This is a genomic window from Caulobacter segnis (assembly GCF_031454995.1).
Taxonomy (GTDB): Bacteria; Pseudomonadota; Alphaproteobacteria; order Caulobacterales; family Caulobacteraceae; genus Caulobacter; species Caulobacter segnis_E.
Genome location: NZ_JAVDRV010000003.1, coordinates 173247 through 188587, shown reverse-complemented (window position 1 = coordinate 188587; position 15341 = coordinate 173247). Strand labels below are relative to the sequence as shown.

At 67.2% G+C, this 15341-nt stretch carries 13 protein-coding genes and 1 tRNA gene; 10 read left to right on the top strand and 4 right to left on the bottom strand.

The window, feature by feature from the left end; translation table 11 throughout:
• Positions 1-185 precede the first annotated feature (185 nt).
• Genes J2728_RS13120 through J2728_RS13110 form a run of 3 tightly spaced genes read left to right on the top strand, consistent with a single transcriptional unit; the run spans position 186 to position 1493 of the window.
• Positions 186-632: a hypothetical protein gene (locus J2728_RS13120; RefSeq protein WP_309999761.1), complete on the top strand. Its 447-nt coding sequence runs from the start codon at positions 186-188 to the stop codon at positions 630-632.
• On the top strand, positions 629-829 hold the full coding sequence (locus J2728_RS13115) for a hypothetical protein (protein WP_309999760.1): 201 nt from the start codon (positions 629-631) through the stop codon (positions 827-829). Before J2728_RS13120 ends, J2728_RS13115 begins: the two co-directional genes overlap by 4 nt.
• A 7-nt stretch (positions 830-836) precedes the next feature.
• Positions 837-1493 carry a hypothetical protein gene (locus J2728_RS13110; protein ID WP_309999757.1) on the top strand — a complete coding sequence of 219 codons (657 nt, stop codon included), beginning with the start codon at positions 837-839 and terminating at the stop codon, positions 1491-1493.
• A 100-nt stretch (positions 1494-1593) separates the two neighbouring features.
• Here J2728_RS13110 and J2728_RS13105 read toward each other — a convergent pair.
• A tRNA-Met gene (locus tag J2728_RS13105) sits at positions 1594-1670 on the bottom strand.
• Between the two features lie 63 nt (positions 1671-1733).
• Positions 1734-2210 carry a Cys-tRNA(Pro) deacylase gene (gene ybaK, locus J2728_RS13100; protein WP_310000111.1) on the bottom strand — a complete coding sequence of 159 codons (477 nt, stop codon included), beginning with the start codon at positions 2208-2210 and terminating at the stop codon, positions 1734-1736.
• Between the two features lie 45 nt (positions 2211-2255).
• On the opposite strand from ybaK, the gene J2728_RS13095 reads away from it, so the two are divergent.
• The 3 genes from J2728_RS13095 to J2728_RS13085 all read left to right on the top strand — a co-directional run bounded on the left by J2728_RS13095 (position 2256) and on the right by J2728_RS13085 (position 6603).
• Complete coding sequence (locus tag J2728_RS13095) at positions 2256-3941, top strand: copper resistance system multicopper oxidase (protein ID WP_309999756.1); 1686 nt, start codon at positions 2256-2258, stop codon at positions 3939-3941.
• Entirely contained in the window at positions 3941-4744 is an 804-nt protein-coding gene (locus J2728_RS13090) for a copper resistance protein B (protein WP_309999753.1), read from the top strand. The genes J2728_RS13095 and J2728_RS13090 overlap by 1 nt, the downstream gene beginning before the upstream one ends.
• A gap of 266 nt (positions 4745-5010) precedes the next feature.
• A complete protein-coding gene (locus J2728_RS13085) occupies positions 5011-6603 on the top strand; it encodes a fatty acid--CoA ligase (RefSeq protein WP_309999752.1) in 1593 nt (530 codons plus the stop codon).
• Between the two features lie 138 nt (positions 6604-6741).
• Here J2728_RS13085 and J2728_RS13080 read toward each other — a convergent pair whose 3' ends face one another.
• Positions 6742-7668 (bottom strand): Gfo/Idh/MocA family protein, encoded by a 927-nt coding sequence (locus J2728_RS13080; RefSeq protein WP_309999750.1) that lies wholly within the window; start codon positions 7666-7668, stop codon positions 6742-6744.
• A 101-nt stretch (positions 7669-7769) separates the two neighbouring features.
• Positions 7770-8387, bottom strand: a complete 618-nt coding sequence (locus tag J2728_RS13075; protein WP_309999748.1) for a peptidylprolyl isomerase — start codon at positions 8385-8387, stop codon at positions 7770-7772.
• A gap of 200 nt (positions 8388-8587) precedes the next feature.
• On the opposite strand from J2728_RS13075, the gene J2728_RS13070 reads away from it, so the two are divergent.
• The 4 genes from J2728_RS13070 to J2728_RS13055 all read left to right on the top strand — a co-directional run bounded on the left by J2728_RS13070 (position 8588) and on the right by J2728_RS13055 (position 15306).
• The gene (locus J2728_RS13070; protein WP_309999746.1) at positions 8588-10255 is read left to right on the top strand and encodes an MFS transporter; all 1668 of its coding nucleotides are present in this window, start codon (positions 8588-8590) and stop codon (positions 10253-10255) included.
• A gap of 87 nt (positions 10256-10342) precedes the next feature.
• Complete coding sequence (locus tag J2728_RS13065; RefSeq protein ID WP_310000110.1) at positions 10343-10936, top strand: RNA polymerase sigma factor; 594 nt, start codon at positions 10343-10345, stop codon at positions 10934-10936.
• Positions 10933-11895: a FecR family protein gene (locus J2728_RS13060; RefSeq protein WP_309999743.1), complete on the top strand. Its 963-nt coding sequence runs from the start codon at positions 10933-10935 to the stop codon at positions 11893-11895. The genes J2728_RS13065 and J2728_RS13060 overlap by 4 nt, the downstream gene beginning before the upstream one ends.
• 126 nt (positions 11896-12021) lie before the next feature.
• Positions 12022-15306 carry a TonB-dependent receptor gene (locus tag J2728_RS13055; protein WP_309999741.1) on the top strand — a complete coding sequence of 1095 codons (3285 nt, stop codon included), beginning with the start codon at positions 12022-12024 and terminating at the stop codon, positions 15304-15306.
• The last annotated feature ends 35 nt before the right edge of the window (positions 15307-15341 follow it).

The following is a 15341-nucleotide window of genomic DNA, read 5'->3' as shown; positions in this document are numbered from 1 at the left end:
CGCTACGCGCGAACGCGGGCCGGTCTTTCGCGGGCCGCCCTTGCTCTTCCCGCGCGTCGATCCCCGATTGCTGATGATGCAGCCACCGTTCGCACGGCGGGAGATTACAATGGTGGACAAGCGCCGCCGTGGCGCGCGAAAGTCGGCGCCATTGAGCGCTAACTTCGAGCTAGCGAGGCTGTGCGATGCGAAACCTGGACTTCGGTGTGCAAGTCGGCACGGTCTACAAGCACGGTAGCGAAGAGGTTGTCGCTTCTCAGCGCCTGCTCGGAGGGCTCCTCGAGCAGGATGTTGAGATCAAGACGATTGAGGGCTTGGCCGGTCCCAATGAGGTCGTCCACTGGCTGCTCAGTCCGGCGGGGTGGGCTGCCCTGTCATCGCTCTATGCCATCGCCCTGCCCGACGTCCGAGCCTGGCTAGTTGGGAAGGCCCTCGACACTGGTACAGCCGGCGTGAAGTGGTTTTTAAGCGCCAAGGGCGAGAAGGCTGCGAAGGACGCTTCAGCAGTACTTCAGGGAGCGATCGCCAAAGGCGACACGGTCCATTTTGGTATCAGCAATCCGCACGTTTTTCGCGGCGGTGCCGCGATCGAGCTTCAGGGGGCTCCGAGGAAGAGATCATCGCGCTTGTGAAAATTCTCAGCGTAGTCGCCGGGCCGATCAATGCGGCGATCGAGGATCTCCTGGATGAGACCCTCGCCCTTCATCCCGACTTCAACCGGTTTGCGCAGGCTGCGATCCGATACCCTACCGACGGCATCCTACGTGTCTGGGTCCGCGTGGGCGCCGCCGCGGAGCGGACGCTTGAATTCCCCTTCGCGCAGGACTGAACGGGTGATGACCGCTGATATCCCTAAGCCTCGCCCCGATACGGCAGATCTCAGCGAAATCGCGAACGACCTGCACCTTCACAAGTCAGACCGCGAGCTGTGCATCTTGGCAGTCTCGTTGCTAGATTCTGCTTTGACGCTAGCTCTGAAAGCGCAGTTCGTCGTGATGACGCCAAAGCAAGAGAAAGAACTTTTCAGGAGCATCAGCAACTTCAATACTAAGATACGCCTGGCCAGCGCCCTCGGCATCCTCTTAGGGCCTGCTCTCGCGGACATCGATGTCATTCGGGAAATCAGGAACGATTTCGCTCATGACCTGATGATCCACGCGCTTGACCACCCGGCGGTCGCTCCGCAGTGTATGGCGCTAGTCGTACCTAAGATGACGCTCGTTGCATCTCAAGGTCAGAAGCTAGGTCTCACGATGGAAGATTTAGCCGCTGACGAGCCTCGCTACCTTCATCGAAAGAACGGGACGACCATCAGCTTAGCCGAAGATTACATGATCAATGTAGATCCGGAGTGGCGATGCGCCGCTTGGATCCCGCGCCCAAAGGCGGAAATGACTGATCCGAGGACCACATTCATTGAAGCGGTCCATGTCTTGTTCTTCCTTTTGATGGTGAAAGCTGGTCCGCTCTTCAGCAGGTCACCGCCTTCTTGAGAAATCTGGTGAGTGCGACTTCAGACGAAACAGCTTCAATCTGCTCTCAGCGGCGCGAGCCGAGAACATCAACAAAGATAGTGCTTTGTGGAAATCGTCCTGGTGGCGGGGGGCGGGATCGAACCGCCGACCTGTGGGTTATGAATCCACCGCTCTAACCATCTGAGCTACCCAGCCAGACCAGGAGGCGCGGCTTATAGGCGAGAACCGCGCGGGATTTCAAGCCCGCTGAAGCGCGCGCTAATCCGCCACGATCGCCGCCGTCGTCCCGCCCAGGGCCTTGACCGCGTCGGCGGGCGCGAGCCTCACCTGCAAGCCCCGCTGTCCGCCATTGATGAAGACGTAAGGCTCGGCGAGGGCGGCTTCCTCCATCACCGTCGGCAGGCGCTTCTTCTGGCCGAAGGGGCTGACGCCGCCCACCTTGTAGCCCGTGATCCGCTCGGCGTCGGGCACGGGCGCCATGGCGGCCGACTTGCCTTTCAGGGCCGCGGCCAGCTTCTTCATGCTGACCTCCTTGTCGGAGGGCAGGATCGCGCAGGCGGGCTTGCCATCCAGCATCACCACCAGCGTCTTCAGCACCCGGCGCGGGTCCTCGCCCAGCGCTTCGGCGGCCTGTAAACCCACGCGTTCCGATCCAGGATCGTATTCGTACGTATAAAGGTCGAACGGGACGCCGGCCTTGGTGAGTGCGATCGTGGCGGGGGTGCTCTTGGACATGGCCTTGGTGATACCCAAGTGCTCCGGGCGTTGGAATATGGAACGGTGATGACGGCTTTCGATCGACGGAGCTTGCTGCGCGGCGCCCTGGGCTTGGGCGCGCTGGGGCTGCTGCCGGCCTGGGCGCGGGCGGGCGAGGGGACGCGATCGCCGGCGGCGCTGAGCGGCGAGGAGATCAAGCTCTCGATCGGCCATGTCATGCCACGCATCGACGGGCGGACCGGCCATGGCGTCGCGATCAACGGCACGATCCCCGGCCCGCTGATCCGGCTGAAGGAAGGCCAGAACGTCCGCATCGCGGTGACCAACAACCTCGACGAGGACACCTCGATCCACTGGCATGGCTTGCTGGTGCCGTTCCAGATGGACGGCGTGCCGGGCGTCAGCTTCCCGGGGATCAAGCCGGGCGAGACCTTCACCTACGACTTCCCGGTCCGGCAGTCGGGCACCTACTGGTGGCACAGCCACTCGGGGCTGCAGGAACTGTCGGGCCACTACGCGCCGATGATCATCGATCCGGCGGGCGAGGACCCGATCGCCTATGACCGCGAGCACGTGATCGTGCTGTCGGACTGGAGCTTCCGGCATCCGCACGAGCTGTTCCGCAAGCTGAAGGCCCAGGCGGGCTACTTCAATCAGCAGAAGCAGACGGTGGCGGGCCTGCTGCGCGGCGAGGACCAGTCGCTGAAGGGCCGGATCGAGTGGTCCAAGATGCGGATGGACCCGACCGACATCCTGGATGTCACCGGCTCGACCTACACCTACCTGGTCAACGGCCACGGTCCCGCCGACAACTGGACGGGCCTGTTTTCGCCGGGCGAGCGGGTGCGCCTTCGCATCATCAATTCCGCCGCCATGACCACCTTCAACGTCCGTATCCCGGGCCTGGCCCTGGAGGTCGTCGCGGTCGACGGCCAGCCGGTCTCGCCGGTCAGCGTCGATGAATTCCAGACCGCGCCGGCCGAGACCTATGACGTCATCGTCCGGCCCACCGAGGACAAGGCCTTCACCCTGGTCGCCGAGGCCTCGGACCGCTCGGGCCTGGCCCGGGCGACCCTGGCGCCGCGCCTGGGCATGACCGCCCCCGTCCCGCCGCTTCGGAAGCGGCCGCTGGCGACGATGAAGGACATGGGCATGGGGAACATGGCCCACGGCATGGACATGCCCGGCATGGACATGTCCATGCGGTCCCAGGCCAACGCGCCGAGCGTGCCCCTGACCCCCGGCGTCCAGAGCATCTCGCCGATGCCGATGGACCGCATGGCCGAGCCGCCGCAGGGGCTGGAGGATGTCGGCCACAAGGTGCTGACCTACGCCGACCTCGCCAACCTGAATGAGCCCAAGGACAAGCGCCCGCCGGGCCGAACGATCGAGATCCACCTGACCGGCAACATGGAGCGCTTCATGTGGGCGTTCGATGGCCAGCCCTATGGTCCCGATCGCAAGCCCTACGCCTTCGCGCGCGGCGAGCGGGCGCGGGTGGTGTTGATCAACGACACCATGATGGCCCACCCGATCCACCTGCACGGCCACTTCTTCGAGCTGGTCAACGGCCAGGAGCGGCAGCCCCTGAAACACACGGTCAATGTCGCGCCGGGGAGCCGAACCGCCTTCGACCTCACCGCCGACGAGCCGGGCGACTGGGCCTTCCACTGCCACATGCTGCTGCACATGCACGCGGGCATGTTCGCGGTGGTCACCGTGCGTCCGCTGGACGGGGAGGCGGCGTGATGCTGGTCGATCTTCCGCCCGCCGCTCAGCACGAGCATCACCAGGCCGCGCCGACGCCGGCCGACCCGCACGCTGGCCACCACATGCCAGCGCCCGCAGCGCCCGCGAGCCAGGCCAAGCCGCCGCCGATCCCGACCGACCACGCCGCCGAGCGCTTCCATAGCCCCGCGGTCATGGCCGCCGCCCGCGCCCAGCTGGCCAAGGAGCATGGCGGCGGGACCGCCTGGACCGTCCGCGCCGACGTGCTGGAATATCGCGCGCGCAAGGGCGCCGACGCGCAGGCCTTCGAGGGCGAGGCCTGGTGGGGCGGCGACGCCTCGCGTTGGGTGGTCAAGGCGCGTGGCGAGCGCCTGGACGGCGAGGGCTGGGAACACGGCGAGGCCGAGCTGCTGAAGGCTTGGCCGGTGGGGCCTTACTTCGACCTGCAGGCGGGCGTTCGTTACGACCTGGCGCCGAAAGGGCGGAGCTACGCGGCCATCGGCTTCGAAGGTCTCGCTCCGTACTGGTTCGAGGTTCAGGGCGCGGCCTATCTGTCGGACCAGGGCGACGTGTCGGCTCGCGCCGAAGCGTCCTACGATCTGCGCCTGACCCAGAAGCTGATCCTGCAGCCCCGGCTGGAAGGCGACCTCGCCGAGGCCGGCGCCGCGCGGCTGGAGGGCGGCCTGCGGCTGCGCTACCAGATCACCCAAGAGTTCGCGCCCTATGTCGGCCTTGTGCGTGAGCGGGCCTTCGGTCCGGCCGTTGTCGCCGGCGAGCGGGCGGGAAGCACGGCGGTGGTGATCGGGGTGCGCGCCTGGCGTTAGTCCTCAGCCAAATCAAGCACTGTAAACACCGCCTTCCTGGGCCTTGTGCCCAGGACCCGTGTGTCCGCGGCCTCCACGCTATTCCGTTGTCTTCGACGCTAGCGGAACGCTGGGTCCTCGCCACGAGGGCGAGGAAGGCAGGGATTTTAGCTGATAGAGATAGCTGGCGCTCACCCTATCGCTACGGATAGCTTGCCGCGCGCGGAAGCCTGGCCCAACATCCGTTTGACCGGCCGCAGAGCCGGACAACGAGGGAGCCAGGACGGATGTCGGACGCGATCGACTTCGAGCGGATGCGGACCCTGGGCGACGTCGCCCGCTATCACGCCGAGGCGCGGCCGGACGCGGTGGCGTTCAGCTTCGAGGGCCGCGAGACCACCTTCGCCGACTTCGACCGCCATACGAACCAGGTCGCCAACGCCCTGATCGCGGCCGGGCTCTCGACCGGCGACCACGTCGCCTATGTCGGCAAGAACAGCGATTGGTACTTCGAGCTTCTGATCGGCGCGGCCAAGGCCGGGGTCGTCACCACGCCGATCGGCTGGCGGCTGGCCGCGCCGGAGATCGCCTACATCGTCGCCGACAGCGACGCCAAGCTGGTCTTCGTCGGGCCCGAGCTGATCGGCCATGTCGAGGACGTGGCCGCCGAGCTGACCCATCGCCCTGTCGTCATCGCCATGGAGCCCCAGGGCGCGGGTGAGAACGCGACCTTCGAGGCCTGGCGAGACGCGCAACCCGACACCGATCCCCACAAGCCGATCGCGACCTCGGACATCGCCATCCAGCTCTACACCTCGGGCACCACCGGGCGGCCCAAGGGGGCGATGCTGACCCACGACAACCTGCTGGCCATGCGGCGCGAGGCCTCGAAGACGCCGCTCGCGTGGAACCAGTGGGGGCCGAGCGACGTCAGCCTGGTCGCCATGCCCGTCGCCCATATCGGGGGCACGGGCTGGGGTCTGGTGGGTCTGCTGAATGGCGCCAAGGGCGTGGTGGCGCGCGAGTTCGATCCGACCAAGGTGCTGGACTACATCGAGAAGGACCGCATCTCGAAGATGTTCATGGTGCCCGCCGCGCTGCAGATCGTGGTGCGGCTGCCCAGGGCGCGCGAGGTCGACTATTCGCGCCTGTCCTACATCCTCTACGGCGCCGCGCCGATCCCGCTCGATTTGCTGCGCGAGTGCATGGAGGTGTTCGGCTGCGGCTTCGTCCAGCAGTACGGCATGACCGAGACGACCGGCACCGTGGTCTATCTGCCGCCCGAGGATCACGACCCCGCCGGCAACGCGCGCATGCGCGCGGCGGGTCTGCCGATGCCGGGCGTCGAGCTGAAGGTCATCGACGAGGCCGGCAACAGCCTGCCGCCGAACACGGTGGGCGAGGTCGCCGTCCGCTCGGCCTCGACCATGAAGGGCTATTGGAAGCTGGACGAGGCCACGGCCAAGACGATCGACGCCGACAGCTGGCTGCGCACCGGCGACGCCGGCTACCTCGACGAGGACGGCTATCTCTTCATCCACGATCGGGTGAAGGACATGATCATTTCGGGCGGTGAGAACATCTATCCGGCCGAGGTCGAGAGCGCCGTCTACGGCCACCCGCACGTGGCCGAGGTGGCCGTGATCGGGGTGCCGGACGAGAAATGGGGCGAGGCCGTCAAGGCGGTGGTCGCGCCCAAGCCCGGCGTCACGCCGGACGCCGACGACATCATCGCTTTCGCCCGGACACGGATCGCCCACTTCAAGGCGCCCAAGAGCGTGGACTTCGTGGCCGCTCTGCCCCGGAACGCCTCGGGGAAGATCCTGCGGCGGGAGCTGCGGGCGCCGTATTGGGAAGGGCGCGAGCGGCAGGTGAACTGAAACCCAATCCTCCCCCTAGAGGGGGAGGTGGCGCGAAGCGCCGGAGAGGGAAGTTGTCCTGGCTCTGCCTCTTCCCCCTCCGTCGTCTCTTCGAGCCGACACCTCCCCCGCTAGGGGGAGGATTTGGGATCCGCGCCCCTACTCGATAAACGGCTCGACCACTTCCCGCGTGCCGACCATGAACGCGTCGGCCACCAGGGTCAGCGGGCGCGCGTCCACCTCCGAGCGACCCTCGGCGATCAGGGTCGCGAAGCGGTCGTAGAGACCGGGATATTCGCGGTTCTCGCCGATCTCCACGGCCTGGCCGTCGATGGTCAGTTCGGCGCCGCCCAGCGACAGCTTCAGCTCGCCGGCGTCGCTCCAGGCGGTGATGTCCCAGGTCTGCGGCCCGGTCTGCAGGAAGTCGAGATCGGCGGTGATCGTCGCGCCGTTCAGCGTGGTCATGTCGAGGTGGCCGGCGATCGGCGACTGGACGTTCTCGGGCACCCGCAGCTTGGCGTTCGTGACGAACACCTCGTCGGGCATGATCTCGGTCAGGATCGACAGGGCGTTGATGGCCGGGTCGAAGACGCCCATGCCGCCCGCCTGCCAGATCCAGGTCTGACCGGGGTGCCAGCGGCGAACGTCCTCGCGCCACTCGATGGACAGCGTGCGAACGGGGTTCTTGGCCAGCCAGGCCTTGGCCTGGGGCACGCCGGCGGCGAAGCGCGAGTGCCAGCTGGTGAACAGGACGACGCCCTGCTCGCGAGCGACGGCGGCCAGTTCGGCTACTTCGCTGACCGTCGCGCCGGGCGGCTTTTCCAGGAAGACGTGCTTGCCGGCGCGTAGGGCCGCCAGGGCCGTCTCGCGGCGCGCCTGGGGCGGGGTGCAGAGGGCGACGGCGTCCAGGTCGGGGCCCTCCGCCAGCATCTCCGCGATATCGTGGAAGACCGCGACGCCTTCGCCCAGGTCCGGCTTGCTGCGGCTGGCGGCGGCGACGAGGTCGAAGCGCGGGTCCGCGGTGATCGCGGGGATATGCTGGTCATGGGCGATCTTGCCCACGCCGACGAGGCCGATGCGGATCACGTTAGTCTCCTCCCGCGCGGATATTGCCGCTGGCGTTTATAGTATAAATGCGCCGGCGCAAGCTGGCCGAGGCAAAAAGCTCATCCGGCGTGATCGGGCCCCTAGAGCCGCTTCATGCTGATGATCTTCACCGGCGGGTTCAGGATCTGGCCCTTCATCGACGGCACGTTGGTCTGGCCGTCGGTCCGGCCGGCCAGGATCTTCTTCACGACGTCCATGCCCTGCACGACATAACCGAACACGGCGTAGCCCCGGGCGGCGTCGGACTTGCCCGGCTTGGCGTCGAGATAGGGCTGGGGGCTGGCGCAGATGAAGAAGTCGGCGGTGGCCGAACCCGGCGCGTCGCGGCCCATCGAAATCGCGCCCGCCTTGTGCTTGAGGCCCGTCTTCAGCGTGCTCTCGTGGGCGATCGGCGGGGCGCGGCGGGAGTAGGGCTTGGGCTGGCCCTGGATCGATCCGGCGCCCGGCGCGCCCTTGGCCCGGTTGGCGCGGAAGAACTGGCCTCCGTCGAAGCGGTGCTTGTCGACATAGTAGAGGAAGTTCTTGGCCGTGATCGGCGCCTTCTGGTCCTCCAGCTCGACGACGATGGTCCCCTTGTCGGTCTCGATCGCCACGCGCGGCTTGCTCGCGGCGAGGGCGGGCGAGGCGGCTCCGGCGAAAAACGGGGCCACGGCCAGGGCGCCGACCAGGGCGCGACGGGCGATCTTCGAGACGGTCATGGCGGCTCCTCTTCGTTGTCCGGCGTGATGGCATATCGCGACCGCGCCGTCATCGCCGACCCATCGCGATCGTATTGTGGAAACCGGTCCCAGAAAAAGTGACCGCTCCCAGATTTCCTGCATCGCAAGAGTCGCGTTCGCTGAGTTAGGGTCGCGCTTGACCGCGGGGAAACGCGGCGATCAGGGAAGGGAATTCATCGATGGGGGCTGACAGCCAAGCCGCGCCCGCTCAGGGAAAGACTGGGAAGGGCCGCGACGCGCTGGTGATCGGGGCGTCCTCGCTCGGCACCGTGTTCGAGTGGTACGATTTCTATCTCTACGGCTCGCTGGCGGTGATCATCACCAGCCACTTCTTCTCGGGCGTCAACGAGACCACCGGGTTCATCCTGGCTCTGCTGGCCTTCGCCGCCGGCTTCGCGATCCGGCCGCTGGGGGCGGTGATCTTCGGGCGGCTCGGCGACATCTGGGGCCGCAAGAACACCTTCCTGATCACCATGCTGCTGATGGGCGTCTCGACCTTCGTGGTCGGCCTCCTGCCCTCCTACGAGCAGATCGGCGTCGCCGCGCCCATCGCCCTGATCCTGATGCGCCTGGTGCAAGGCCTGGCCCTGGGCGGCGAGTACGGCGGGGCCGCGACCTATGTCGCCGAGCACGCGCCGGAGGGCCGCCGCGGCTTCTACACCAGCTGGATCCAGACCACGGCGACCGTGGGTCTCTTCCTGTCGCTGCTGGTCATTCTGGCCACCCGCACCTGGATGGGCGAGGAGGCTTTCAAGGCCTGGGGCTGGCGCATCCCGTTCCTGGTCTCGCTGCTGCTGCTGGGCGTGTCGCTGTGGATCCGCCTGAAGCTGCACGAGAGCCCGACCTTCCAGCGCATGATCTCGGAAGGGAAGGGGACCAAGAAGCCGCTGGCCGAGGCCTTCGGCCAATGGCCGAACCTGAAGGTCGTGCTTCTGGCGTTGTTCGGCCTGACCATGGGCCAGGCGGTGGTCTGGTACACCGGCCAGTTCTACGCGCAGTTCTTCCTGGAGAAGACGCTGAAGCTGGACGGGGCGCTGGCCAACCTACTGATCGCCACCAGCCTGCTGATCGGCACGCCGTTCTTCGTGTTCTTCGGCTGGCTGTCGGACAAGATCGGCCGCAAGTGGATCATCATCATCGGCTGCGTCTTGGCCGCGGCGACCTATTTCCCGATCTTCAAGGCGATCACCACCTACGCCAATCCGGTTCTGGCGCGCGCCGAGATCTCCGCCCCGGTCGTGGTCGTGGCCGATCCGGCCACCTGCGCCTTCCAGTTCGACCCGGTCGGCAAGGCCAAGTTCAACACGCCCTGCGACGTGGCCAAGGCCTACCTCGCCAAGGCGGGGGTCACCTACACGTCGCACGCCGCCTCCGCTGGCGCGCCGACGACGGTCCAGGTCGGCGGCGTGACGCTGGAGGGTTTCGATCCCCAGGGCGCCGCGGGCAAGGCCTTCGCCGACGCGCGCAAGGCCTGGGAGGCCGATCTCGGCGCCCAGCTGAAGGTCGCCGGCTATCCGACCAAGGCCGATCCGGCCCTGGTCGACAAACCCAAGGTCATCGGGCTGCTGGCGATCCTGGTGATCTATGTGACCATGGTCTACGGCCCGATCGCGGCCATGCTGGTCGAGCTGTTCCCGACCCGGATCCGCTACACGGCGATGTCGCTGCCCTACCATATCGGCAACGGCTGGTTCGGCGGCTTCCTGCCCACCACGGCCTTCGCGATCGTGGCGGCGACGGGCGATATCTATTCGGGCCTCTGGTACCCGGTGATCATCGCCGCGGTGACCGCCGTTATCGGTGGTCTCTTCCTGAAGGATACGCGGCACAATCCGATCGAGGATTAGGCAGCGAGCGTGAAGCAACCCGGCGGCGAGGCCGTCGCCGGGTTGCTATTCCGCACCCAATCGGCTTGCTTGTGGTCGAGAGGGGCGTTGATGGCGCAAGACGACGAAGACAGGCGCGCCTGGTTTCGGCGGGAGATCCTGCCGCTGGAGCCGGACCTGCTGGCCTATGCGCGGCGGTTCTGCCGCGACGGGCAGACCGATCCCGAAGACCTGGTTCACGAGACCTTCGCGCGGGCCATCGCCTGCAAGACGTGGCGCGAGATCGGCAATCCCGGCGCGTTCGCCACGCGCATTCTGCGCAACTGCGCCCTCGACGCCTTGCGCCGCCGCAAGGTGCTGACGATCACCGCCGTCGCCGACTTCGAGCGCATCGATCCCATCGACGAGGCGCCGGGTGCGCACTCGATCGTCGAATCGCGCGAGGAGCTTCGAGCTTTGGCCGACGCGATCGCCGAACTTCCGACGCAATGCCGACGCGTCTTCACGTTGAGAAAAGTCTATAGCCTCTCGCCGGACGAGATAGCGGTTCGGCTGGGGCTGTCCGTCTCTACAGTTGAGAAGCATCTCGTGAAGGGGCTTCGCTACTGTTCGGAGAAGCTGGGACGGCGTAACGAACGTAAAATCAGGCTCGACGAAAGGCGCTCATGGAGCGGGAGACGGGATCACGACGCGAAGCGGTGAGGCAAGCGGCCGCCCTCTGGGTGGTCCGGCTTGACGATCCTTCGTGCTCCGACGCCGACCGCGCCGCCTTCGAGGCCTGGCGTGGCGAGAGCTTCGAGCACGAGGCCGCCTATGAGCGTGAAGCCGACGCCTGGGCGCGGCTGGAGCGCGTGCGCGCCTTGCGTCCGGGGCCGCGGCAAATCGACTCCGATCTCCTGGCCCCGACGGCGCGGCCCCGCTTGCCGGCCCTGGCCCGTTCGCCTTGGGCGCGGGGCGTGGCCGCGTCGGCGGCCATGGCGTTGATCGTGGCGGGTAGCCTGTCGGTCGGGACCTCGACCGCCTACGCCACCGCGATCGGCGAGCGCCGCGTCGTGGTGCTGGGCGACAATAGCCGCATCGAGCTGAACACCGACAGCAAGGTGGTCGTGAGCTTCAAGCGCGGCGTGCGCGAGGTCAAGCTGGTCAAGGGCGAGGCGCTGTTCGACGCCGCGGCGGACGCGCGGCCCTTCGTGGTCAAGGCGGCGGACGCGGTGATCGCCGCCGACGGATCGGCCGAGGTGGCGGTCCGTCTGCGCTCCGACGGGGCGGCGGTGACGGTCAAGAGGGGCGCGGTCGACGTCGATCCCGTTCGCGCCGAGCCCAAGGACGACCTGCGCCTGACCGCCGGCGTGGCGGCGATCTACGATTCAAAGGGCTCGCGTTCGCGGCCGGTGTCCGAGGCCGAGATCGATCGCAGCCTGGCTTGGCGTCAGGGCGCGATCGCGCTGAACGGCCAGTCGCTGGCGCAGGCGGCGGCGGAGTTCAACCGGTACAACCACCGCCAGATCCGCATCGCCGACCCGTCGATCGCCGACCTGCGTCTGGCCGGCTATTTCCAGACGACCGAGCCAACCAGCTTCGTCTCGGCGGTGACCAGCGCCTTCCCGGTGCGGGCGTCCGAGGGCGCGGACGGCGCGATCCGCCTGTCGCGGCGCGGCTAGCCCCCGCTCGAAGCCCCGCTCAAAAAAGTTCCGCCGCGACTGGCGGAAACGCGAAGCTATACCGTCGATCCCGTGAAGACGTTCTCCCGTCGGGGCTGGAGACGTCGAGAGGGGTTTATAAAAACAATGTCTAACGACACGCGTCGCCGCACGGTTCGCGGCTTCCTGATGGCGTCCGCCGCGGTCCTGGTGCTGGCCGGTCCGGCCCTGGCCCAAGAGGCCCGCCACAGCTTCAACATTCCGGCCGGCGACGCGGTGACCGCGCTGCAGGCCTTCGCCCAGCAGTCGGGCAAGCAGGTTCTATTCCCGTTCGAGGCGGCCACGGGCAAGCGCACGCCCGCCGTGGCTGGCGACATCGCCGACGCCGAGGCGCTGGCGCGCCTGGCCAAGGCCGCCGGCCTGGTCGTCCAGTCGGACGACGGCAAGACCATCACGCTGCGCCCGGCGCCGGCCGAACTCCCCCAGTCCGCGAGCGTGGGGGCCGGCGCGTCGACTGACGAGGCTCAGATGGTCGAAGCCGTCGTGGTCGTCGGGTCGCAGATCGAAGGCGCGCGCACCACGGGCGCCCTGCCGGTGACGGTGGTCGGCGAAAAGGAGATCATCGCCACGGGCGCTGTCTCTGGCGATGAGCTGTTCCGCTCGATCCCGCAGGCCGGCGACGTCCAGTTCCAGGAAGCGCGCACCACGGGCAACCTGAACGACGCGCGCGGCGACGTTTCGTCCCTGAACCTGCGCAGCCTGGGCACCGGCAATACTCTGGCCCTGCTGAACGGCCGTCGCGCCGTGCTGGCGCCAGGCACCCAGACCGAGAACCTGGTTCCGGTGCAGACCGTCAACACCAACGCCTTCCCGGTCGCCGGCGTCAAGCGCGTGGAAGTCCTGCTCGATGGCGCGGCCGCCATCTACGGCGCTGACGCCGTGGCGGGCGTGGTCAACACCGTGCTCGACACCAAGTTCCAGGGCCTGCGCGTCGAGGGCCAGGTCGGCGGCTCGGAGGGCACCGGCTATCGCGAAGGCAGCTTCAACGTGAAGGCTGGCACGCGCCTGGAAGACGGCACGCGCCTGACCTTCTTCGGCTCGTACACAGGTCACAGCCGCCTGATGGCCAGCGAGCGCGACTACTCGGCCAGCGAGGATCACCGCGCCGCCATGGCCGGCACCGCCTGGGCCAACGACACGCTGTTCGACAACCGCTCGACCTCCAGTCCCTGGGGCGCGTTCACCCTGATCCCGCCCTCGACCGCGCCGCGTCAGAACGGCGTGGCCCTGACGACCTCGGGCGCGTTCCACATCGAGCCGGTCTCCAACACCGCCGCCGGCTGCTCGTCGGCGGTCCTGACGGGCGACATCTGCATCAAGTCCGGCGGCATCACCGGCGCGAACAGCCGCGCGCTGCGCTACGACCAGAACGCCCAGCGTTCGCTGAAGGGCGGGCTGGAGCGCACCAACCTCTTCTCGACCGTCGAGCACGACTTCGGCGACATCACCGCCTATGGCGAGGCGGGCTACTATCACGCGCTGTTCACCGGCAACCGCGAGCAGTCCGCGCCGCTCAACACCGCGCAGATGAGCATCGCGGCCAACGCCTACTGGAACCCCTTTGGTCCGACGACCCTGGCCAACGGCGCGGTCAACCCGAACCGCCTGTCGGGCCTGACCGGCGTGTCCAATTCCGGCGTGGCGATGAACATCACCAACTATCGCCCGGTGGACGCTGGCGGTCGCACCTATACGGTGACCGACGACAGCTTCCGCCTGCTGGGCGGGCTGAAGGGCGACTGGAACGGCTGGAAGTGGGACAGCGCGCTGCTCTACTCGGAAGCCCGCACCAAGGACATGACCCACAACGCGATCAGCAACACGCTCTTCCAGGCGGCGCTGAATCGCACGGACGCGTCGGCCTACAATCCGTTCAACGGCGGGTCGCTGACCAACTATTCGGGTGAAGACGCCACGCCCAACAGCCGCGACACGATCAACTCGTTCCTGATCAACGTCTACCGGATCAGCAAGACCTCGCTGGCCCTCGCCGACTTCAAGGTGTCCAAGAAGGACCTGTTCCAGCTGCCCGGCGGCGACGTCGGCTTCGCGGCCGGGGTCGAGCTGCGTCGCGAGACCTACGACGACGACCGCGACGACCGCCTGGACGGCACGATCAAGTACACCAACACCGTCACCGGCGTGACCTACAACACCGACGTCATGGGGGCCTCCGGCTCGCCGGACGTTTCGGCCCATCGCTCGATCGCCTCGGTGTTCTTCGAACTGGCCGTGCCGGTGATCTCGCCCGAGATGAACATCCCGTTCGTCGAGGACGTCAGCCTGCAGATCGCCGCCCGCGACGAGCACTATTCGGACTTCGGCAACGTCCTGAAGCCGAAGGGCGCGATCCTGTGGAAGGTCGGCCATGGCCTGTCGCTGCGGGGCTCGGTCTCGCAGAGCTTCCGCGCGCCGAACCTGCCGCAGTTCTACAGCGAAGGGGCTTCGGTCTCGAACACCCGCACCGACTGGGCGGCCTGCCGGATCAACACCCCGACGGTGGCCACCTGCCCCAGCGGGAGCACGGTCGAAATCCGCAGCGGCAACGACAACCTGAAGCCGGAAGAGGCCGACAACGCCAGCGTCGGCTTCGTCTACCAGCCGCGCTTCATCCCGCTCGAGTACGGCAAGCTGACCCTGACCACCGACTTCTGGTCGATCCGCGAAAAGGGCGTGATCGGCATCCTGGGCGGCGGCAACCAGATCGCGCTGGACTGGCTGCTGCGTCAGCAGGGTTCGTCCAACCCGAACGTCGTGCGCGACGCGCCGATCGGAACGAACACCGTGGGCGCGATCCTCGCCATCAACGACGTCTATACGAACCTGCAGCCGCGCGTGGTGAAGGGCGTCGACTTCTCGCTGGCCTATGACCTGGACGACACCCCCTGGGGCGACTTTGGTCTCAACGTCAACGTGGCCAAGCTGCTGCAGTACGACCAGTCGCCGGGCGCGACCGAGGCTCTCCTGCAGCAGGCCGTCGCGGCCGGCAAGCTGCCGGGCGTGACGGTCACCACCGCCGGCAACCAGATCGGCATGGGCGGCTCGCCGGAATTCCGCGGCAGCGCCAGCATGACCTGGCGCAAGGACGGCTGGGGCGCGGGCGCCTTCGTCAGCTATGTGAGCGAGGTGTACGACACCGGCTCGACCCTGACGGGCGGCGAGTACTACCAGATGCCGTCCTGGACCACGGTCAGCCTGTACGGCCAGTACGCGTTCAAGGAAGGCCGCTTCGACGGCTCCACGGTGCGCGTGGGCGTTCGCAACATTGGCGACAAGGACCCGCCGATCGCGTCGAACAACTTCGGCTACTACGGCTCGCTGTACAACGCGACCGGCCGCTACTGGTACATGAACGTGTCCAAGCGGTTCTAGGTCTGAAACTCCCGACTTCCCCGACCGCCAGTCGG

Excerpts from the sequence above, each read along its gene's own strand:
- J2728_RS13110 (WP_309999757.1), top strand. The coding sequence starts at position 837 with ATGACCGCTGATATCCCTAAGCCTCGCCCCGATACGGCAGATCTCAGC.
- J2728_RS13055 (WP_309999741.1), top strand. The coding sequence starts at position 12,022 with ATGTCTAACGACACGCGTCGCCGCACGGTTCGCGGCTTCCTGATGGCG.
- J2728_RS13120 (WP_309999761.1), top strand. The coding sequence starts at position 186 with ATGCGAAACCTGGACTTCGGTGTGCAAGTCGGCACGGTCTACAAGCAC.
- J2728_RS13075 (WP_309999748.1), bottom strand. The coding sequence starts at position 8,387 with ATGACCGTCTCGAAGATCGCCCGTCGCGCCCTGGTCGGCGCCCTGGCC.
- ybaK (WP_310000111.1), bottom strand. The coding sequence starts at position 2,210 with ATGTCCAAGAGCACCCCCGCCACGATCGCACTCACCAAGGCCGGCGTC.
- J2728_RS13090 (WP_309999753.1), top strand. The coding sequence starts at position 3,941 with ATGCTGGTCGATCTTCCGCCCGCCGCTCAGCACGAGCATCACCAGGCC.
- J2728_RS13070 (WP_309999746.1), top strand. The coding sequence starts at position 8,588 with ATGGGGGCTGACAGCCAAGCCGCGCCCGCTCAGGGAAAGACTGGGAAG.
- J2728_RS13085 (WP_309999752.1), top strand. The coding sequence starts at position 5,011 with ATGTCGGACGCGATCGACTTCGAGCGGATGCGGACCCTGGGCGACGTC.